This is a genomic window from Streptomyces sp. NPDC004051, from assembly GCF_053604275.1.
This window is the reverse complement of sequence record NZ_JBSGHG010000041.1, coordinates 1-20,106: the sequence shown is the minus strand read 5'-3', so window position 1 is coordinate 20,106 and position 20,106 is coordinate 1. Positions and strand designations below refer to the sequence as shown.

The window sequence follows — 20,106 nt, the reverse complement described above, 5'->3', positions numbered from 1 at the left end:
AGCCCGCTCCGGTGGACGCAACACTACGACTGAACTGCCCCTGGTCGCACACCAGTGCTCCACAGGACCGGCGTTCGGAAACCGTGGCCGTGGGCGCGCCCCGGGCCGATGTCCTCACTGAGGCCGCGGCATCGGTCCGGTAGGAGTGAGGAAAGTATGCCGAGGAGCGATAGGGCAGCCCGCCTTGCGCTCATGAAAGAGGGGCGGTCGGAAGCCAAGCCCTGGCTTCCGACCGCCCCTCCTCTTCAGGTCAATCGCGCGCTGCCATCCGTACGAACGCCGTCCACTGGTCGGAACCGACAGTGAGAACCGCATCGTCGGGCCGCTTGGAGTCGCGGACCAGCACGGCCGTACCGGCGTCCGCGACCTCGACGCAGTCGCCGCCGTTGCCCGCGCTGTAGCTGCTCTTGAACCACCGCAGTTCAGTCGCGGCCGGCGCGGGGCTGCCTGTCTTCATAGATCCCCCAACAGCTTCTCGATGAAGGTCAGCGACTCCTTCGGAGTCAATGCTTGTGCCCGAAGAACACCGTACGTCGCTTCGAGCGGGCTGACCTTCTTCGGTTCCGCGTACAGAGCGCTCACGTCCTGCACTTCCATGTACGCCATCCTGCGCTGTTTCTTTGAGTGGATCAACGTGAACGGCCCTGCCAACCCGGCATGTTCATCGCGTTCCATGGGCATGACCTGCATCTCGACGTTGCGCTGATGCCCGAAGACCAGGAGCTGTTCCAGCTGGCCGCGCCAGACCTCGCGACCGCCCAAGGGCCGTCTGAGTGCCTGCTCTTCAAAGACGAAGCTCAGAAGTGGGGCAGGACGCCGGGCGAACAGCTTCTGTCGTTCCAAGCGTGCTGCCACACCCTGCTCGATCGCTTCTTCGTCCAGGAGTGGCCGCCACATCTGGAACACCGCCCGCGCGTACTCCTCAGTCTGCAGAAGACCCTTGACGGCGTGGTTGATGTAGGCATGCAGCTCGACGGCCTCGGCCTCCAGCTCCGCGTACCGCCGGAAGAACCCTGGATACCGAGCCTTCGCCACCTCTTCCTTCATGGCCATCAGCACACCCCGCGCGTCCACCGCCCGGTCCACGGCGTCGATCAGCTCGGGCTTCGGGATGCGCCGCCCCTGCTCCACTGCCGCGATCTGAGCCTCGCCGTAGCCGACCTGGCTCCCCAGCTGGGTCTGGGTGAGGCCGACGGCCTCGCGTAGGAGCTTCATCTGGCGGCCGAAGCAGCGCAGGAAGTCGGTGCTCGAGTCCGGTTCCGCTCCGCCCGCTCCGGAGTCCGCGCCCGTGTCCATCGCTCCGCACCTCCTCTTGACCGGCCAACTGTACTGTTTTCGCAGCGTAGGGCGGGCGGGTGCCGATCGAGGGCAGGAGGACGCGTATTGATCCCTGAGGGTGAATGTCCCACGTGAAAATCATATTCACTCAAAGTGTTCACGTGCAGATGCTGTGTGTGGCGTTGTCGACGTAAGCCGGCCCCCGTGACGATTGCAGCCGCTCACCGGGGCCCTGAAGCGCCGAACGACGCCAAGCTCAAAGCCCTTCCCTGGTTGTGGAAGGAGGCGAAGAAGGTTGCCGCAGTGGTCGACGGGCTGCTGACCATGCGGCATCCCGTGGGTCCGTCCGAGCCACCAACTCGCGGTTGCTACAGGCCGAGGGTGGCGAGGTCCTGGTCAAGCCCCATGCCGGGGAACCGAGAGAACGTCCTGGCTAGGACAGTGGAAGCCGTTGATAGGTTTACCCGTCGTGCGATCAAGTGAGTACGACCTCGACTTCCGTCACCGGGCCGGCCGGACCCGAGCCTGGGGCATCGGTCTGCTGGTCGTGGCCGGGCTGCTGTGGACCTGGTGCGCGCTGCTGCTCCTCACCCCGTACGAGGTGGACCGCGAGCCCGATGACCGGTACCCCGTGGAATGCGAGTCGCGGCTGCTGACGGAGCGCGGCACGGCCAACAGGGGCCTGATCCGCGGCGACCACTGTCAGAACGAGCGTGACTGGCCGGAGGCCGTGGCCGTGCTGGGACTGTCCGTGCCGGTGTCCGTGGCCGGAGCGGTCCTGTTCACCAGCGGCAGCGTCAGCCGGCGGATGAGCGCCCACGCCGAGGCGATGCGCGAACTGGACCGGATCGCCGACGAGCGCGAGGCGCGGGCCGCCCGCGCGCGGTGACGCCCGGGGGCATCGAGACCGCACCGTCGAGGATGGGCAGCTCATCGTGTGGGCCCTGACCGTGGGCGACCACCGCGAGGTCCACCACCAGGTTCCGCGAGCCGCCCCGACACGTCCGACGCCATCGTCCGGCGTCCTTACAGAGCGCTGCCGTGGGGGCGTCGGGCCTGGTGAACGGGCTGCTGCCACGAGATCTTTGGGGGCATGACGAGTTCCCCCAGCGGCAGCGACCCGCAGCTTCCACCCTCCCCTTTGCCGAGCAGAGGGCCTTCATCCTCCGCTTCTCCGCCACCCCACGCGGCGCCCGGCTCGCCCGGCGCCTAGCCTCCCAGCAGATGGACGCCTGGGGGTGGCCCTACGGCAGCCCGGCCCACGACGCCGTCGAGCTGGTCGTCGCGGAGCTGGCCGCGAACGCCGTCACCCACGGCCGGGTCCCCGGCCGGGACGCCGAGCTGCGGCTGACGTACGAACCCGGCGGCGGGCTCGTACGGGTCGAGGTGAGTGACGCGCGGGGGGAACGACGTCCGGTCATGCCACAGGGCGAGCGGCTCGACCTCGACAGTGGGCGTGGGCTGGCTCTGGTCGAGGCGCTGGCCGGGGAGTGGGGTGTCACCGAACGGTCGGGAGGCCCGGGCAAGACCGTCTGGGCCGTCGTCCCCTGCACCGCTCCCCTGCCGGTGAACCTCAGAGGATCTCCTCCGCCACCAGTCCCGTCTGCACCAGCGGCCTTCCCCGACGCCGGGACACGAAGACACCCCGTCCCGTGGGCATCGGCCGCGGCCGGACGCCGCCCAGGACGTCGCCCTCGGTCGGGTCGCCCGCCAGCACGACGCCCTGGGCCCCCAGCTCCTTGATGCGCTGCATGAAGGCCTCGTACGAGGCGCGGCTCGCGCCGGCCGTCGAGCGCGCGATGATGAAGCGCACGCCCACGTCCCGGGCGAACGGCAGCAGTTCCGTCAGACCGCTGAGCGGGTTGCCGCTCGACGTGGAGACGAGGTCGAAGTCGTCGATGACCACGTACACCGTCGGCCCCTGCCACCAACTGCGCTCCCGGAGCTGCCGTGCGGTCACGTCGGCGGTGGGAGTACGGCGCTTCATCAGATCGGCCAGGGCCGCCATGTGGTGTTCCATGGCGTTGGACATCGGGATGTACTCGGCGAGGTGGGAGTCCGGCGTGACGCCCAGCAGGGAGCGCCGGTTGTCCACGACGAACAGCTTGCACTCGTCGCCGGGATAACGCGTCGTCAACTGCTTGATCAACAGGCGGAGCAGGTTCGACTTGCCGGACTCGCTCTCGCCGAAGACGAGGAAGAACGGGTCCTGGTCGAAGTCGACGAAGACGGGTTCCAGGTTGTCCTCGTCGAGCGCGAAGGCGATGCCGCGCTCCGGGAAACGGTCGCCCGGGGGCAGCTGTTCCACCGGGAACTCACGCGGCAGGAGACGGACCTGGGGCGCGCCCGGGGCCTGCCAGTGCCGGGAGACCTCGGCCGACAGCGCGGCGGTGGCGTCCGCCAGGTCCGTGTCGGAGGTCAGGCCGTCGATGCGCGGCACCGCCGCCATGAAGTGCAGCTTCTGCGGGGACAGACCGCGGCCGGGCACCCCGGTGGGGACGTTCGCGGCCACCTTGCGGTCCAGTTCGGAGTCCATCGTGTCGCCGAGCCGCAGCTCCAGCCGGTTCAGCAGGCTGTCCTTGAGCGCGGAGCGCACCTCCATCGAGCGGGAGGCCGACAGGACCAGATGGACGCCGTAGCCGAGGCCGCGGGCGGCGATGTCGAGGATCACCGGGTCCAGCGCCTCGTACTCGGTGCGGAAGCTGGCCCAGCCGTCGACGACCAGGAAGACGTCGCCCCACGGCTGGTCGGTGACCGAGATGTCGCCGCGGGCCCGCCGGGTGCGGAACTCGGCGATGGAGGAGATGCCCGAGGCCCGGAAGTACTCCTCGCGGCGGGCCAGGATGCCGTAGACCTCCGCCACCGTACGCCGCACCTTCTCCGGGTCCAGTCGCGAGGCGATACCGCCGACGTGCGGCAGCCCGGCCACCGCGGCCATGCCGCCACCGCCGAAGTCCAGTCCGTAGAACTGCACTTCGTGGGGAGTGTGGGTGAGCGCGAAGGAGCAGATCAGTGAGCGCAGCAGCGTCGACTTGCCGGACTGCGGACCGCCCAGGACCTGCATGTGGCCCGCGGCGCCCGAGAAGTCCACCCACAGCGGGTCACGGCGCTGCTCGTACGGCTTGTCGACGATGCCGACGGGGACCACGAGCCGTCCGGCACCCTCGTAGCCGGGCCGGGTGAGACCCCGGCCCTCCACGGCGGTGAGGCCGGGCAGCAGCGCGTCCAGCGACGGCGGGCTGTCCAGCGGCGGGAGCCACACCTGGTGGGCCGCCGGCCCCTGGGCCTCCAGCCGGCGGACGACGACGTCCAGCACGGTGTCCGCCAGCGCGTCGTCCACCTCGCCGGCGCCGTCCGTCGAGTCCGTGCGCTGCCGCGGCACCGGCGCGTACCGCACCGGGACCTCGGCCGCCGTGAACAGCACCGGCCGCCGGTCCACCGGCAACGGGCCGTCCGCGGACCCGGCGCCCTGCGCGCCGGAACGGTAGACACCGGAGACGTACGCCGCCTTGAAGCGGACCATCTCGTCGGTGCCGAACTTCAGGAAGCCGGAACCCGGCACGTTCGGCAGTTCGTACGCGTCCGGCACACCCAGCGCCGCCCGCGACTCCGCGGCGGAGAAGGTGCGCAGGCCGATGCGGTACGACAGGTACGTCTCCAGGCCGCGCAGCCGGCCCTCCTCCAGCCGCTGCGAGGCCAGCAGCAGGTGCACGCCCAGCGACCGGCCGATGCGGCCGATCTGCACGAACATGTCGATGAAGTCCGGCTTCGCCGTCAGCAGTTCGCTGAACTCGTCGATGACCAGCAGCAGCGAGGGGATGGGCTGGAGCGGCGCGCCCGCCGCGCGCGCCTTCTCGTAGTCGTGGATGTTGGCGTAGTTGCCCGCGTCGCGCAGCATCTCCTGGCGGCGGTTGAGTTCGCCGCGAATGGAGTCGCCCATGCGGTCGACGAGCGTGAGGTCGTCCGCCAGGTTGGTGATCACGGCCGCCACGTGCGGCATCTGCGCCATGCCCGCGAAGGTCGCGCCGCCCTTGAAGTCCGCGAGGACGAAGTTCAGGGTCTCGGAGGAGTGGGTGACCGCGAGCCCCAGCACCAGCGTGCGCAGCAGTTCCGACTTGCCGGAACCCGTGGCACCCACGCACAGGCCGTGCGGGCCCATGCCCTCCTGGGCCGCCTCCTTGATGTCGAGCATCACCGGGCGGCCGTCCTCGCCGACGCCGATCGGCACCCGCAGCCGTTCCGCCTGGGACCGCGGCCGCCAGGTGCGCCGGGTGTCGACGGAGGCGGCGTCGCCCAGGTTCAGCAGATCCGTGAACTCCAGGTTCGCCAGCAGCGGTTCGTCGTCGTCCCCGCCCGAGACCATGCGCAGCGGCGCCAACTGCCGGGCCAGCGCCTCCGCGGACTCGTACGACAGGACGTCGGGCGTTCCCTCGTAGACGAGGCCGTGCGCCGACTCCAGGCGCAGCGAACGCGGCCGTACGAGGACGGAGAGGTCACCGTGGGCACCGGTCGGCTCGCCCTCGACCACCTCGACGACCGTCACGCCCTGCAGCCCCTCGGGGTTCGCCAGCATGGAGTCCGGCGGGAGGGACACGCCGTCGAGGACGACGACGAGGTGCGGGGTGTCCGGCAGGGGGGCGGCGTTCGGGTGGAAGCGGGGACGGCCGCTCAGCCGTGCGGCCAGGAGGTCCTCGAGCTCCTGGGGATCGCCGCTGATCAGGCGGCGGGAGCCGGCGCCGTCCGCGACACCGGGCAGCTGCGCGTGCGGCAGCCACTTGGCCCACTCCCAGTGCCGCGCCGCCTCCCGGCCCGTCGCGATCGCGACGATCAGGTCCTCGGGGGAGTGCAACGAGGCCAGCGAACCGGTCAGGGCGCGGGCGGAGGACCGTACGGAATCCGGTTCGCCACCGAGTACGACGTGGTAGAAGGCGCGCAGGGAGACCGCCATCGGCAGGTCTTCCAAGGTGCTGTGGACCGCGACGAACCGCTGCATCGCGCCCGCCGTCAGCGGCTCCAGCTGATCGACCGGGGCCGTCTCGGGGGCGACCAGCGGGGTGGACAGGGACTGCGGACCGAGGCCGATGCGGACCTGGGCGAAGTCCTCGTCGCCCGGCCGCCGTTCCCACACCCGGCTGCCCTCGGCGACCAGCGCCCACAGCTGCTCCGGGGAGGGATGGAGGTAGTACTGGGCGTCACGCTGCGCCTTCGCCGTCTCCAAGGTGGTCCGTCGGGTCCGCGACAGGTAACTCAGGTAGTCACGGCGCAGATCGGCGATCTGGCCCTGGGAACCGCGGCGGAAGCGGACCACCATCGCGATCGACATGGCGATCGTCGACGCGATCATCACCATGCCCATGATGCGCATGAACGGCTGTCCGCTGGTGAAGAAGAAGACGACCGAGCCGCCCATGCCGAGTGTCGGCAACAGCTGCATCAGCACGCTTTCCTGATGCCCCCGAGGCAACTCGGGCGGCGGCTGCACGACCACCTCGCCCGTGGGAACCTCCGGCGGCAGCGCCCTGGGCGGACGTTTGACGACGATCTGGCTCACTGCTCACCAATCCCCTTGCCGGCCCGCCGGATTGCCGCCCGCCACCCCGTGTCTGGCGGACGAGGGCCGCCGCGCGATCCTACTGATCCCATCACACACCGGCGGGCGGTAGGGTGCCGGATGTTCCCGTGAGCACACGTGAATCCGCCGGATGCACGGGTATTCCGGGTGATGTGCGCGGTATGGCGACTCCAGGGTCCGCCCGACGGTTTCCCGTCCGCCCCGTACAGCTCCGTGTACCACCCCGTACAGCCCCGTCCTGCGGCGGACGCCGGGAACGAGGCGCAGGACCACCACACCGCAGACACAGCAGCACTGAGGGGGAGCAGCACGTGAGCATGACGGCCTCCACGGCGGCCACCCGTACGGGCGGACCCGGCCGGGCAGCCCCGTCCGGGGCGTTGCCGGGGCTCGGCTTCTGCCGGGTCACCATCGTCGCGCCCGACAGCCGGATCGACGTGGCGCTGCCCGACGACGTACCGGTGGCCGACGTCTACCCCGAGATCCTCAGGCTCTCCCGGCAGACGGCCACCGAGGGCGCCCCGGTCGGCTACCACCTGGTCCGGCGGGACGGCACCGTCCTCGACAGTTCCCGTTCCTTCGCGGCCCAGCGCATCCTCGACGGCGAACTCCTCACCCTGCGTCCCTTCGCCGAGTCGCTTCCCCCCGCCGTCGTCGACGACGTCTCCGAAGCGGTCGCCTCCGCGGTCACCCGGGACCGGTCCCTGTGGCACGGCGACCTCACCCGCGCCGCGGGCCTCGTCGGCGGCGGCGTGCTGCCCGCCCTGCTCGCGTTCGTCGCCTGGAACGCCGATCCGCGGCACGACATGCACGGCCTGCCCGGCATCCTCGCGGGCATCGCCGGTGTCCTCCTCGTCGTACTGGGCTGTGTCCGCGCCCGCGTCTACGACGACCGGGCCGCCGCCGTCGCGCTGGGTCTCGGCGCGCTCCCCAACATGGGGGTGGCCGGCTCCGGCCTGCTGTCGCTCTCCGAGGGGCAGGGCGTCGGAAAGCTCCAGTTCCTGCTCGCCTGCGCGGCCGTGCTGGTGGCCTCGGTGATCCTCGCCCTGGTCTCCCCGCAGGGCGACGGCCCGTTCGTGGCCTTCGTGGCCGCCTCGGGCCTCGCCCTGGCCGCCACCTTCGTGGCGCTCCTGAGGGACTGGACACCGGCCGAGATCGCCGCTCTGTGCGCTCCCGTCGCCGTCGGCGCCCTGGCCTTCCTGCCGGGCCTGTCCATGCGCTTCGCCCGGCTGCCCATCGGCTTCGAGGCGCCGCACACCACCTCGCGCGCCTACGGCACCGATCCCGAACCCCACGAGCCGGTGGACGCCGAACGCATCGAGGCCCAGGCCCGCCGCGGCCACGAACTCCTGGTCGGCCTGGTCGGCGGCTGCTCGCTGCTCGCGGCCGGCTCCGCCCTCGTGCTCAGCTTCTCCGGCGGCCTCTGGGCGCTGCTGCTCGCCCTGGCCACCGGAATCGCCCTGCTCATGCGCGCACAGCTGTTCCGCTACACCGCGCAGGTCGCCACCCTGCTGGCCGCGGGACTCGGTTCCCTGGTCGCGCTCGGCCTCGGTCTGGCGCTCAATCCGCCGGACACCCTGGTCCGCGAGGCGCTGACGGGGGACCGGACCGGTCTCGACATCCGTACGATCTGGCTGATCGCGGCCATCGCGGCGGTGTCGGCGCTGGTCACCGCGATCGGTCTGGTGGCCTCCCGCAGCGGGCTCACGCCCTTCTGGGGCCGCTTCCTGGAGATCGCCGAGGGCTTCGTCCTGCTGACATTGGTGCCGCTGGCGCTCGCCGTCTTCGACGTGTACACGACGGTGCGGTCGATGACCGGTTGACGCACGACGTCCGGGGGCGCGCACACGCGAATGCGCGCCCCCGGACGCGTACGGCGGTCACTCCGACTCGGGACCCGCAGGCTCCAGGTCGAACTCCCCGTCCCGCGCACCCAGCACGAACGCCCGCCACTCCGCCTCCGTGTAGCGGAGCACGGTGTCCGGGTCGAGGGAGGACCGCATGGCCACCGCGCCCTCGGGCAGGTAGGCGATCTCGACCCGCTCCTCGTGCTCCTCGGTGCCCGGCGCGCTGTGCCATTCGACGCCGGAGATGTCGAGGGCGTAGAGCTCGTCCTTCTCCCGCTCCTTGCGTGCCCTGATCTCCTCAGCCGTCTCCGCCATGTCGCAGCGACCCCTTCCCGACGTATGGATGGTCCGATGGCCGGCCCGATGACCGGTACGAGCGCTCACCCTAGTGGCACCCCACGTCCCACCTGGGCGGTTCCGCGGACCGTGGTAAAGGGGCCCGTCACCGGCTGGTACGCTGAGCGACGGACGTATGTGTGCCGCGTGCGCGCCTCGGAGTCCCGCTCCATGGGCCGCGTCCGGCGGATCCCGCCTTCCGAGTCATGGAAGATCCCCCGAGACGAAGACCGGGGGCGCTCGGTGGCCGTTCACAGACCATGAGGAGTAAGCGTGTCGCTCGACGCCGCCACGAAGAACCAGATCATCTCCGAATTCCGCACCAAGGAAGGCGACACCGGCTCCCCCGAGGTCCAGGTCGCCCTCCTGTCGCGTCGGATCTCCGACCTGACGGAGCACCTCAAGACCCACAAGCACGACCACCACTCCCGTCGTGGTCTGCTCATCCTGGTCGGTCAGCGCCGCCGGCTGCTGCAGTACCTCGCCAAGAAGGACATCCAGCGCTTCCGTGCGCTGGTCGACCGCCTCGGCATCCGCCGCGGTGCGGCGGGCGCCCGGTAAGACGCTGTGACGGGAGCGGTTCCCTGCGAAAAGGGGACCGCTCCCTTTGCTGTACGTGCGGAGTGTCACCCCCTCTTTGTAGTGTGGTAGCGCAACGCAAGGGCCAAAAGCCAGAGAACCGAGAACACCGAACCGCCGTGACGACCGGTACCGCACCAGGTGACCGTCGTCCCGGGCACCACCCCCGACGTCCCAGGACGTCATGACGTACGAGGAGAAGCGCACCTCGCCGCCGCCGGTCCTCGGTAGTGGCCCCCGGGAGAGTCAGCCCGGGAGCTTCGATCGAAGACCGGCCCGCACCAGAAGGCGTGCTTCTCCACCACGTCCCTCCCGCCACACGGGCGAGGAGGGACCAAAGACGACAAGTAACGGAGAGAACACTGGTGGAGAACGAGACCCACTACGCCGAGGCCGTCATCGACAACGGCTCCTTCGGCACCCGCACCATCCGCTTCGAGACGGGCCGCCTCGCCCGTCAGGCCGCCGGTTCCGCCGTGGCGTACCTGGACGACGACACCATGGTGCTGTCGGCCACCACCGCCTCCAAGAACCCGAAGGACCAGCTCGACTTCTTCCCCCTCACGGTGGACGTCGAGGAGCGGATGTACGCGGCCGGCAAGATCCCCGGCTCCTTCTTCCGCCGGGAAGGCCGCCCCTCCGAGGACGCGATCCTCACCTGCCGCCTCATCGACCGCCCGCTGCGCCCGTCCTTCAAGAAGGGCCTGCGCAACGAGATCCAGGTCGTCGCCACGGTCATGGCGCTCAACCCCGACCACCTGTACGACGTCGTGGCGATCAACGCCGCCTCCGCGTCCACGCAGCTGGCCGGTCTGCCCTTCTCCGGTCCGATCGGCGGCGTCCGCGTCGCGCTGATCCGCGGCCAGTGGGTGGCGTTCCCGACGCACACCGAGCTCGAGGACGCCGTCTTCGACATGGTCGTCGCGGGCCGCGCCCTGGAGGACGGCGACGTCGCGATCATGATGGTCGAGGCCGAGGCCACCGAGCAGACCGTCAAGCTGGTCGAGGGCGGTGCCGAGGCCCCCACCGAGGAGATCGTCGCGGCCGGCCTGGAGGCCGCGAAGCCCTTCATCAAGGTCCTCTGCAAGGCACAGGCCGACCTCGCCGCGAAGGCCGCCAAGCCGACCGGTGAGTTCCCGATCTTCCTGGACCACCAGGACGACGTCCTGGAGGCGCTGACCGGCGCCGTCCGCCCCGAGCTCGCCCAGGCGCTCACCATCGCCGGCAAGCAGGAGCGCGAGGCCGAGCTGGACCGCGTCAAGCAGCTCGCCGCCGAGAAGCTCCTGCCGGAGTTCGAGGGCCGCGAGAAGGAGATCTCCGCCGCGTACCGCTCGCTGACCAAGTCCCTGGTCCGTGAGCGCATCATCAAGGAGAAGAAGCGCATCGACGGCCGCGGGGTCACCGACATCCGCACCCTGGCCGCCGAGGTCGAGGCCATCCCGCGGGTGCACGGCTCCGCGCTGTTCGAGCGTGGCGAGACCCAGATCCTGGGCGTCACCACCCTCAACATGCTCCGCATGGAGCAGCAGCTGGACACCCTCTCCCCGGTGACCCGCAAGCGCTACATGCACAACTACAACTTCCCGCCCTACTCCGTCGGTGAGACCGGCCGCGTGGGCTCCCCCAAGCGCCGCGAGATCGGCCACGGCGCCCTCGCCGAGCGCGCCATCGTGCCGGTGCTGCCGACGCGCGAGGAGTTCCCGTACGCGATCCGTCAGGTGTCCGAGGCCCTCGGCTCCAACGGCTCGACGTCCATGGGCTCGGTCTGCGCCTCCACCATGTCGCTGCTGAACGCCGGTGTGCCGCTCAAGGCCCCCGTCGCCGGTATCGCCATGGGCCTGATCTCCCAGGAGATCAACGGCGAGACGCACTACGTCGCCCTCACCGACATCCTCGGTGCGGAGGACGCCTTCGGCGACATGGACTTCAAGGTCGCCGGCACCAAGGAGTTCGTGACCGCCCTCCAGCTCGACACCAAGCTGGACGGCATCCCGGCCTCCGTCCTGGCCGCCGCCCTCAAGCAGGCCCGTGACGCCCGCCTCCACATCCTCGACGTGATGATGGAAGCGATCGACACGCCGGACGAGATGTCCCCGAACGCGCCGCGGATCATCACCGTGAAGATCCCGGTCGACAAGATCGGTGAGGTCATCGGCCCCAAGGGCAAGATGATCAACCAGATCCAGGAGGACACCGGCGCCGAGATCACCATCGAGGACGACGGCACCATCTACATCGGTGCCGCCGACGGCCCCGCCGCCGAGGCCGCCCGCACCACGATCAACGGCATCGCCAACCCGACGATGCCCGAGGTCGGCGAGCGCTACCTGGGCACGGTCGTGAAGACGACCACCTTCGGCGCGTTCGTCTCCCTGCTGCCCGGCAAGGACGGTCTGCTGCACATCTCGCAGATCCGCAAGCTGGCCGGCGGCAAGCGCGTGGAGAACGTCGAGGACGTGCTCGGCGTGGGCGCCAAGGTCCAGGTCGAGATCGCCGAGATCGACTCCCGCGGCAAGCTCTCCCTCATCCCCGTGATCGAGGGCGAGGACGACGAGAAGAAGGCCGACGCCGACCAGTGACGTCCCACGGCTCCGAGGCGACGGCCCGCACCTCTCCGGAGGCGCGGGCCGTCGCCCGTACCCAAACCCTCATCCAGGGCGAGAACGGCATCGGCACCGTCCGCAAGACCACCCTCCCCTGGGGCCTGCGCATCGTCACCGAGACCCTGCCCTCGGTCCGCTCGGCGACCTTCGGCATCTGGGCGCACGTCGGCTCCCGTGACGAGACCCCGGCCCTGAACGGCGCCACCCACTACCTGGAGCACCTGCTCTTCAAGGGCACGCACCGCAGGTCCGCCCTGGACATCTCCTCCGCCATCGACGCCGTCGGCGGCGAGATGAACGCCTTCACGGCCAAGGAGTACACGTGCTACTACGCGCGTGTGCTCGACACCGACCTGCCGCTCGCCATCGACGTGGTCTGCGACATGCTGACCGGCTCGCGCATCCTCGAGGAGGACGTCGACGTCGAGCGCGGCGCGATCCTCGAGGAGATCGCGATGACCGAGGACGACCCCGGCGACTGCGTGCACGACCTGTTCGCGCACACCATGTTCGGCGACAACCCGCTGGGCCGCCCGGTCCTCGGCACGGTCGACACGGTCAACGCCCTCACCGCCGACCGCATCCGCCGCTTCTACAAGAAGCACTACGACCCCACCCACCTGGTGGTCGCCTGCGCCGGCAACATCGACCACGACCAGGTCGTACGCCAGGTCCGCGCGGCCTTCGAGGAGGCCGGCGCCGTCAGGGACCTCGAGGCCGAGCCGATCGCCCCGCGCGGCGGACGGCGCGCGCTGCGCACCGCCGGCCGGGTCGAACTGATCGACCGCAGCACCGAGCAGGCACACGTCATCCTCGGCATGCCGGGCCTGTCCCGCACCGACGAGCGCCGGTGGGCCCTCGGGGTGCTCAACACCGCCCTGGGCGGCGGCATGTCCTCCCGTCTGTTCCAGGAGGTCCGGGAGAAGCGCGGCCTGGCCTACAGCGTGTACTCGTACACCTCCGGCTTCGCCGACTGCGGCCTGTTCGGCGTGTACGCCGGGTGCAGGCCCTCCCAGGTGCACGACGTGCTGAAGATCTGCCGCGACGAACTCGACCAGGTCGCCGAACACAGCCTGTCCGACGACGAGATACGCAACGCCATCGGTCAGCTCCAGGGCTCCACCGTCCTCGGTCTGGAGGACACCGGCGCGCTGATGAACCGTATCGGCAAGAGCGAACTGTGCTGGGGCGAGCAGATGTCGGTCGACGACATGCTGGCCCGGATAGCCTCGGTCACGCCGGACGACGTCCGCGCGGTCGCCCGCGACATCCTGGGGCAGCGGCCCTCGCTGTCGGTCATCGGCCCGCTCAAGGACAGACAGGCCTCCCGGCTGCACGACACCGTCGCCTAGCGGGCCCACCGGGCCCGACGGCTCCCGACCCTTCACGGTCCCCCGGTCCTCCCCGACCCCTCCGGTAAGGAAGCAAGGAAGATGAGCAAGCTGCGCGTGGCGGTCCTCGGCGCCAAGGGCCGGATCGGGTCCGAAGCGGTACGGGCCGTCGAGGCCGCCGACGACATGGAACTGGTGGCCGCACTCAGCCGGGACGACCGGCTGGAGACCCTCGCCGAGACCGGCGCCCAGGTCGCCGTCGAACTGACCACCCCGGCCTCGGTCATGGGCAACCTGGACTTCTGCGTACGCCACGGCATCCACGCGGTCGTCGGCACCACCGGCTGGACCGACGACCGCCTCGCACAGCTGACGGGCTGGCTCGAGCAGTTCCCGGAGACGGGCGTGCTCATCGCACCGAACTTCTCCATCGGTGCCGTGCTGACCATGAAGTTCGCGCAGATCGCCGCCCCGTACTTCGAGTCCGTCGAGGTCGTCGAACTGCACCACCCCGACAAGGTGGACGCCCCCAGCGGCACCGCCACCCGCACCGCCCAGCTCATCGCCGAGGCCCGCCGCCGAGCCGGCAGCGCCCCCGCCCCGGACGCCACGGTCACCGCCCTGGACGGCGCCCGCGGCGCCGACGTGGACGGGGTGCCGGTGCACGCCGTCCGGCTGCGCGGCCTGCTGGCCCACCAGGAGGTCCTGCTCGGCGGCGAGGGCGAGACCCTCACCGTCCGGCACGACTCCCTGCACCACAGCAGCTTCATGCCGGGCATCCTGCTCGGCGTCCGCCGCGTGGTGACCACTCCCGGCCTGACCTTCGGCCTGGAACACTTCCTCGACCTGAACTGAGCACGAGCCGACCCATGCGCGCGAAGATCTCCTACGCCGTCACGGCCGCCGTCCTGGTCGTCTACTTCGTCCTGGTCGGCAGCCGCGGCGTGCTGCTCATCCAGGCCGGCACGCCCCTCACCGTCACCCTCGGCGTGGCGGTGCTCGTCCTGCCGGTCATCGGCGTGTGGTTCCTGTGGAAGAACACCGAGTTCGTCCGCGACGCCAACCGCCTCGCCGCCGAACTCGACGCCGAGGGCGGCCTGCCCGTGGACGACCTGAAGCGTCTGCCCAGCGGCCGTATCGACCGGGACTCGGCCGACGAGGTCTTCGCCCGGCGCAGGGCCGAGACGGAGGACGCCCCCGACGACTGGCGCAGCTGGTTCCGGCTCGCCGTCGCCTACCACGACGCCCGCGACACCGCGCGCGCCCGCAAGGCGATGCAACGGGCGATCGCCCTGCGCAAGGCAGCCCCCTGAGAGCGGGGCAGAAGAGCCACAGAGAGTCGCAAAAGGGCCGGGGCCCGGTCCGCATCTGCGGGCCGGGCCCCGGCCCGTGACGACGTGCAGTCCGGTGCCGACGGGCGGGATCAGTCCCGCCGGTACTCGTCGGCCCAGACCTCCACCGAGTCGGCAGCCCGGTCGAAGGCCGGGTCCCGTCCCAGGAAGTCCGCGTTGTGCGAGGTCAGCAGTGGCGGCAGGGTCTCCGGGGACCGCCCCCGCCGGGTCAGCAGCAGCGCCTGCCCCTGCACCGTCCGCGGCAGTCCCAGCCAGCGCACCGGCTGCTGCACCGTGCGCACCGCGGCCACCTGGGCCCACGGCGTCGTACGGGTGCTGAAGAGCCCCACCTGCCGCAGCCCGTGGGCGCTCACCCACGTGCCCATGCGCAGCAGACGCAGCGCGCAGACGATGACGACCAGGGCGAGGGCGAAGACCACACCGGCCGACGACACCGAGGCCGTCGCGGCGATGATCACCGCCGCGAACAGCACGAACGAGGCGAGCAGCAGCAGTACGGCCGCCGTTCCCACCCGCCACGGCCCCGGACGGTACGGGCGCCGCCAGCGGTCACGGTCGTCGTGCGGCAGTGCGACGTCGTCCGCCGTGTCGAAAGCGCGATCGGCCGTCAAGAAGGGCAGGGGCACGGCTGGTCCTCACTTGATCCATGCATGGGCTGTGCTCGGTGAGGCTACCGATCCGTCTTACCCCTCACCACCCTCGGGGCCCGGTTGGAGCCGGAGCCCTCGCCCCGGACGACGCCCCGCGCCCGGTTTGGCGCGGGGCGTCGCCCGGTCCGGGTTCCGGGATCAGCGTCCGTCGGACGCCTGTGACTGCTCGGTCCCCGTGGCCGACTGGTCGATGGACAGCGCGGGCATTCCGAGCACCAGGGCCCCCACCAGACCGGCGACGATGCAGAGGCCCAGCAGCCAGCGTCCGGCCAGCTCACCGGCGGAAGCCCGCTCGCGCGGCGGGGGCGTGACATTGCTGCGGAACCTGTCGGCAGTGGCAATGAAGGCGAACGGCACGGATTCCCGTCGACCGAACATCAGTGGTGCTTCTCCCATCGAGTCTCGAACGAATCACTCTCACCGACACAAACGAGCGACACGCTCAAAAAGTGCCCAGATGGGGAAAATCGTCGCGGCACGGTCCCCCTGCCCGCCGTGGAGGGCGCCCCGTAGAGTGGGCGCCGAACTGCAGATGCGATGTGACGGGAAGTGCTCTCTTGACCTCCGCCGACGACCTCCAGCCGTCAACACGCGATGGCGTCACCCTGCGGAGTGACGTCACCGTCGAACTGGTGAAGTCCAGCGCCTCGGACTCGGACGTGCTGTTCGCCGCCCGCGTCTCGACCCTCGGCGAGCAGTCCATCGGGGAACTGCAGAAGGACCCGGAGCGCTCCAAGGGCCTGATCAACTACCTGATGCGGGACCGGCACGGCAGCCCGTTCGAGCACAACTCCCTGACGTTCCTCATCAGTGCGCCGATCTTCGTGTTCCGCGAGTTCATGCGCCACAGGGTCGGCTGGTCCTACAACGAGGAATCCGGGCGCTACCGTGAGTTGCAGCCCGTCTTCTACGTCCCCGACGCGTCGCGCAAGCTGGTCCAGGAAGGGCGCCCGGGCAAGTACGTCTTCGTCGAAGGCACCCCGGGCCAGCACGAGACCGTCCAGGACGTGCTGGGCGACTCCTACCGCCATGCCTACGAGGCCTACCAGAAGCTGCTGGCCGAGGGCGTGGCCCGCGAGGTCGCCCGCGCGGTGCTCCCGGTCGGCCTGTACTCCTCGATGTACGCCACCTGCAACGCCCGCTCGCTGATGCACTTCCTCGGCCTGCGCACCCAGCACGAGATGGCGAAGGTCCCGTCCTTCCCGCAGCGGGAGATCGAGATGGTCGGCGAGAAGATGGAGGCCGAGTGGGCCCGGCTCATGCCGCTCACCCACGCCGCCTTCAACGCCAACGGACGCGTGGCGCCGTAGCCCGTGCGGACGGGCCGGCGCGGTCCGCGGGGTGCCCGCAGGGCTGATCGCGCATGGACGATCAGCCCTGCGAGTTGTCCGTATTGCGGCGTTTGCGGTATTTCGCTTAGCCTGATCGAACGGGCCCGGCACTGCCTGAACCCCCGAGCAGGCAGTGCCGGGCTCCATCTTTGTCCCGTCCTGTCGCCTCCCCGAGGGCAGACCCCGGCTCAAGCAGCGAGTAGCGTGTAACCCATGGCTCCGACCTCCACTCCGCAGACCCCCTTCGGGCGGGTCCTCACCGCCATGGTCACGCCCTTCACGGCGGACGGCGCACTCGACCTCGACGGCGCACAACGGCTCGCCACCCACCTGGTGGACGCAGGCAACGACGGCCTGATCATCAACGGCACCACCGGCGAGTCCCCCACCACCAGCGACGCGGAGAAAGCGGACCTCGTACGGGCGGTCCTGGAGGCGGTCGGAGACCGCGCCCACGTGGTGGCCGGGGTCGGCACCAACGACACCCGCCACAGCATCGAACTGGCCCGCACCGCGGAGCGCGTTGGCGCACACGGCCTGCTGGTCGTCACCCCGTACTACAACAAGCCCCCGCAGGAGGGCCTCTACCGGCACTTCACGGCCGTCGCCGACGCCGCCGAGCTGCCGGTCATGCTCTACGACATCCCCGGCCGCAGCGGCGTCCCGATCAACACCGAGACGCTCGTCCGCCTGGCCGAGCACCCGCGGATCGTCGCCAACAAGGACGCCAAGGGCGACCTCGGCCGCGCCAGCTGGGCCATCGCGCGCTCCCGCCTCGCCTGGTACTCCGGCGACGACATGCTGAACCTGCCGCTGCTCTCCGTGGGCGCGGTCGGCTTCGTCTCGGTCGTCGGCCACCTCGTCACCCCCGAGCTGCGCTCCCTGGTGGAGTCGTACATCTCGGGAGACGTCCAGAAGGCCACCGAGATCCACCAGAGGCTGCTCCCCGTCTACACGGGGATGTTCCGCACCCAGGGCGTGATGACCACCAAGGCGGCGCTCACGCTCCAGGGCCTGCCCGCCGGGCCGCTGCGCGCCCCCATGGCCGAGTGCACGCCGGAAGAGGTCGAGCAGCTCAAGATCGATCTTGCCGCCGGCGGGGTACAGCTCTGACAACAGACTTCGCGCGACCGCTCGCGCAACCCGACTCCACAACTGAATAAGCGGCGGGCCACCGGTGCCCGCGCACCACAACGACAACTGCTTCTGCACGAACGTCACGCGCGCCACGTGCCCCACCGGTACGTGGCGCGTGTGGTGAGGAGAGTCTTTTGAGTCATCCGCACCCTGAACTCGGTCCGCCCCCGCCGCTTCCCGCGAGCGGGCTGCGCGTCACCCCGCTCGGCGGTCTCGGCGAGATCGGCCGCAACATGACGGTCTTCGAGTACGGCGGCCGCCTGCTCATCGTCGACTGCGGAGTGCTGTTCCCCGAGGAGGAGCAGCCCGGGATCGACCTGATCCTGCCGGACTTCACGTCCATCCGGGACCGCCTCGACGACATCGAGGGCATCGTCCTCACCCATGGCCACGAGGACCACATCGGCGGTGTCCCGTTCCTTCTCCGCGAGAAGCCGGACATCCCGCTGATCGGCTCCAAGCTGACCCTCGCCCTCATCGAGGCGAAGCTCCAGGAGCACCGCATCCGCCCCTACACCCTGGAGGTCGCCGAGGGGCACCGCGAGCGCATCGGCCCGTTCGACTGCGAGTTCGTCGCGGTCAACCACTCGATCCCCGACGCGCTCGCCGTGGCCATCCGCACCCCCGCCGGCATGGTGGTCCACACCGGCGACTTCAAAATGGACCAGCTTCCGCTGGACAGCCGCCTCACGGACCTGCACGCCTTCGCCCGGCTCAGCGAGGAGGGCATCGACCTCCTCCTCTCCGACTCGACGAACGCCGAGGTCCCGGGCTTCGTCCCGCCCGAGCGTGAAATCTCCAACGTCCTCCGGCAGGTCTTCGCCGGCGCCCGCAAGCGGATCATCGTGGCCAGCTTCGCCAGCCACATCCACCGCATCCAGCAGATCCTGGACGCGGCGCACGAGTACGGCCGCCGGGTGGCCTTCGTCGGCCGCTCCATGGTCCGCAACATGGGCATCGCCCGCGATCTCGGCTACCTGAAGGTCCCGCCGGGCCTGGTCGTCGACGTCAAGACGCTGGACGACCTGCCGGACAGCGAAGTGGTCCTGGTGTGCACGGGCTCGCAGGGCGAACCCATGGCCGCCCTGTCCCGGATGGCCAACCGCGACCACCAGATCCGCATCGTCCAGGGCGACACGGTGATCCTCGCGTCGTCGCTCATCCCCGGCAACGAGAACGCGGTGTACCGGGTCATCAACGGCCTGACCCGCTGGGGCGCCAACGTCGTCCACAAGGGCAACGCCAAGGTGCACGTCTCGGGCCACGCCTCCGCCGGCGAACTGCTGTACTTCTACAACATCTGCCGCCCGAAGAACCTGATGCCGGTGCACGGCGAATGGCGCCACCTGCGGGCCAACGCCGAACTGGGCGCCCTGACCGGTGTCCCGCACGACCGCATCGTCATCGCGGAGGACGGGGTCGTCGTCGACCTGGTCGACGGCAGGGCGAAGATCTCCGGCAAGGTCCAGGCCGGGTACGTCTACGTCGACGGCCTCTCCGTCGGCGATGTCGGCGAGCCCGCACTGAAGGACCGCAAGATCCTCGGCGACGAGGGCATCATCTCGCTCTTCGTGGTGATCGACTCGTCCACCGGGAAGATCACCGGCGGCCCGCACGTCCAGGCCCGCGGTTCCGGTATCGAGGACTCCGCCTTCAGCGCCGTACTGCCGAAGATCACGGAAGTCCTGGAGCGCTCGGCCCAGGACGGCGTCGTCGAGCCGCACCAGATGCAGCAGCTGATCCGCCGCACGCTGGGCAAATGGGTCTCCGACACGTACCGGCGTCGGCCGATGATCCTTCCCGTGGTCGTGGAGGTCTGACGGACCCGCAGGGCAGCACGCACGAGTGAACTGGGAGCGGGGCGGCCTCGATTTGCATCGAGCCGCCCCGCTCCAGTACGTTTACGGCTCACCCCGACCGGGAACCCGATCGCTTCGAGCGTCGGAACCAGTTCCTGTGGAGGGGCGAGAAAATCCGACTCAGAACTTCTGATAAAGTCGGGTCCGCCGGAAAGGGAAACGCACCAAACGTTCCCCCGGAAAGCGAAAACCCCGAGGAAATCGGATCGGAAAGATCTGATAGAGTCGGAA

The 20,106-nt window shown here is 70.1% G+C and carries 16 protein-coding genes and 1 pseudogene; 11 read left to right on the top strand and 6 right to left on the bottom strand.

Annotated elements, in window-relative coordinates; genetic code table 11:
* Positions 1–250: 250 nt before the first annotated feature.
* Together ACWEQO_RS29640 and ACWEQO_RS29635 are read right to left on the bottom strand one after the other, a co-directional pair.
* Positions 251–457, bottom strand: coding sequence for a DUF397 domain-containing protein (locus tag ACWEQO_RS29640; RefSeq protein ID WP_361459950.1), 207 nt, complete (start codon positions 455–457; stop codon positions 251–253).
* A complete protein-coding gene (locus tag ACWEQO_RS29635) occupies positions 454–1,296 on the bottom strand; it encodes a helix-turn-helix domain-containing protein (protein WP_361459951.1) in 843 nt (280 codons plus the stop codon). The genes ACWEQO_RS29640 and ACWEQO_RS29635 overlap by 4 nt, the downstream gene beginning before the upstream one ends.
* A gap of 451 nt (positions 1,297–1,747) precedes the next feature.
* Here ACWEQO_RS29635 and ACWEQO_RS29630 point away from each other — a divergent pair, with 451 nt between their 5' ends.
* Both ACWEQO_RS29630 and ACWEQO_RS29625 read left to right on the top strand, forming a co-directional pair.
* Entirely contained in the window at positions 1,748–2,167 is a 420-nt protein-coding gene (locus tag ACWEQO_RS29630) for a hypothetical protein (protein ID WP_452985871.1), read from the top strand.
* 335 nt (positions 2,168–2,502) lie between these two features.
* Positions 2,503–2,823, top strand: a pseudogene (locus ACWEQO_RS29625) (ATP-binding protein); the annotation flags it as partial.
* A 28-nt stretch (positions 2,824–2,851) separates the two neighbouring features.
* Here ACWEQO_RS29625 and eccCa read toward each other — a convergent pair.
* Positions 2,852–6,829: a type VII secretion protein EccCa gene (gene eccCa, locus ACWEQO_RS29620; protein ID WP_452985870.1), complete on the bottom strand. Its 3,978-nt coding sequence runs from the start codon at positions 6,827–6,829 to the stop codon at positions 2,852–2,854.
* A gap of 338 nt (positions 6,830–7,167) precedes the next feature.
* On the opposite strand from eccCa, the gene eccD reads away from it, so the two are divergent.
* Positions 7,168–8,673 carry a type VII secretion integral membrane protein EccD gene (gene eccD / locus ACWEQO_RS29615; protein ID WP_452985894.1) on the top strand — a complete coding sequence of 502 codons (1,506 nt, stop codon included), beginning with the start codon at positions 7,168–7,170 and terminating at the stop codon, positions 8,671–8,673.
* 57 nt (positions 8,674–8,730) lie between these two features.
* Here the strand turns inward: eccD and ACWEQO_RS29610 are convergent, their stop codons facing one another.
* Entirely contained in the window at positions 8,731–9,012 is a 282-nt protein-coding gene (locus ACWEQO_RS29610) for a DUF397 domain-containing protein (RefSeq protein ID WP_361459956.1), read from the bottom strand.
* Positions 9,013–9,306: 294 nt separating this feature from the next.
* On the opposite strand from ACWEQO_RS29610, the gene rpsO reads away from it, so the two are divergent.
* The 5 genes from rpsO (at position 9,307) to ACWEQO_RS29585 (ending at position 14,859) form a co-directional block, all read left to right on the top strand.
* Positions 9,307–9,594 carry a 30S ribosomal protein S15 gene (rpsO, locus tag ACWEQO_RS29605; RefSeq protein WP_109377366.1) on the top strand — a complete coding sequence of 96 codons (288 nt, stop codon included), beginning with the start codon at positions 9,307–9,309 and terminating at the stop codon, positions 9,592–9,594.
* Positions 9,595–9,977: 383 nt separating this feature from the next.
* Positions 9,978–12,191 (top strand): polyribonucleotide nucleotidyltransferase, encoded by a 2,214-nt coding sequence (locus tag ACWEQO_RS29600; protein ID WP_361459957.1) that lies wholly within the window; start codon positions 9,978–9,980, stop codon positions 12,189–12,191.
* Positions 12,188–13,567 (top strand): M16 family metallopeptidase, encoded by a 1,380-nt coding sequence (locus ACWEQO_RS29595; RefSeq protein ID WP_361459958.1) that lies wholly within the window; start codon positions 12,188–12,190, stop codon positions 13,565–13,567. Before ACWEQO_RS29600 ends, ACWEQO_RS29595 begins: the two co-directional genes overlap by 4 nt.
* A gap of 81 nt (positions 13,568–13,648) precedes the next feature.
* Positions 13,649–14,401 (top strand): 4-hydroxy-tetrahydrodipicolinate reductase, encoded by a 753-nt coding sequence (dapB, locus tag ACWEQO_RS29590; RefSeq protein ID WP_361459959.1) that lies wholly within the window; start codon positions 13,649–13,651, stop codon positions 14,399–14,401.
* A 14-nt stretch (positions 14,402–14,415) separates the two neighbouring features.
* Positions 14,416–14,859, top strand: a complete 444-nt coding sequence (locus ACWEQO_RS29585; protein ID WP_361459960.1) for a tetratricopeptide repeat protein — start codon at positions 14,416–14,418, stop codon at positions 14,857–14,859.
* 110 nt (positions 14,860–14,969) lie between these two features.
* Here the strand turns inward: ACWEQO_RS29585 and ACWEQO_RS29580 are convergent, their stop codons facing one another.
* Positions 14,970–15,524: a PH domain-containing protein gene (locus ACWEQO_RS29580; protein ID WP_361459961.1), complete on the bottom strand. Its 555-nt coding sequence runs from the start codon at positions 15,522–15,524 to the stop codon at positions 14,970–14,972.
* A 162-nt stretch (positions 15,525–15,686) separates the two neighbouring features.
* Positions 15,687–15,926, bottom strand: coding sequence for a hypothetical protein (locus tag ACWEQO_RS29575; RefSeq protein WP_361459962.1), 240 nt, complete (start codon positions 15,924–15,926; stop codon positions 15,687–15,689).
* Between the two features lie 179 nt (positions 15,927–16,105).
* Between ACWEQO_RS29575 and thyX the strand changes: the two genes are divergently transcribed.
* From thyX to ACWEQO_RS29560, 3 genes are all read left to right on the top strand, one after another.
* Complete coding sequence (gene thyX / locus ACWEQO_RS29570; RefSeq protein ID WP_361459963.1) at positions 16,106–16,858, top strand: FAD-dependent thymidylate synthase; 753 nt, start codon at positions 16,106–16,108, stop codon at positions 16,856–16,858.
* Positions 16,859–17,092: 234 nt separating this feature from the next.
* Positions 17,093–17,992 carry a 4-hydroxy-tetrahydrodipicolinate synthase gene (gene dapA, locus ACWEQO_RS29565; RefSeq protein ID WP_361459964.1) on the top strand — a complete coding sequence of 300 codons (900 nt, stop codon included), beginning with the start codon at positions 17,093–17,095 and terminating at the stop codon, positions 17,990–17,992.
* 158 nt (positions 17,993–18,150) lie between these two features.
* Positions 18,151–19,836, top strand: a complete 1,686-nt coding sequence (locus tag ACWEQO_RS29560; protein ID WP_361459965.1) for a ribonuclease J — start codon at positions 18,151–18,153, stop codon at positions 19,834–19,836.
* Positions 19,837–20,106 lie beyond the last annotated feature (270 nt).

Excerpts from the sequence above, each read along its gene's own strand:
- ACWEQO_RS29640 (WP_361459950.1), bottom strand. The coding sequence starts at position 457 with ATGAAGACAGGCAGCCCCGCGCCGGCCGCGACTGAACTGCGGTGGTTC.
- ACWEQO_RS29635 (WP_361459951.1), bottom strand. The coding sequence starts at position 1,296 with ATGGACACGGGCGCGGACTCCGGAGCGGGCGGAGCGGAACCGGACTCG.
- eccD (WP_452985894.1), top strand. The coding sequence starts at position 7,168 with ATGACGGCCTCCACGGCGGCCACCCGTACGGGCGGACCCGGCCGGGCA.
- ACWEQO_RS29610 (WP_361459956.1), bottom strand. The coding sequence starts at position 9,012 with ATGGCGGAGACGGCTGAGGAGATCAGGGCACGCAAGGAGCGGGAGAAG.
- dapB (WP_361459959.1), top strand. The coding sequence starts at position 13,649 with ATGAGCAAGCTGCGCGTGGCGGTCCTCGGCGCCAAGGGCCGGATCGGG.
- ACWEQO_RS29585 (WP_361459960.1), top strand. The coding sequence starts at position 14,416 with ATGCGCGCGAAGATCTCCTACGCCGTCACGGCCGCCGTCCTGGTCGTC.
- ACWEQO_RS29575 (WP_361459962.1), bottom strand. The coding sequence starts at position 15,926 with ATGTTCGGTCGACGGGAATCCGTGCCGTTCGCCTTCATTGCCACTGCC.
- dapA (WP_361459964.1), top strand. The coding sequence starts at position 17,093 with ATGGCTCCGACCTCCACTCCGCAGACCCCCTTCGGGCGGGTCCTCACC.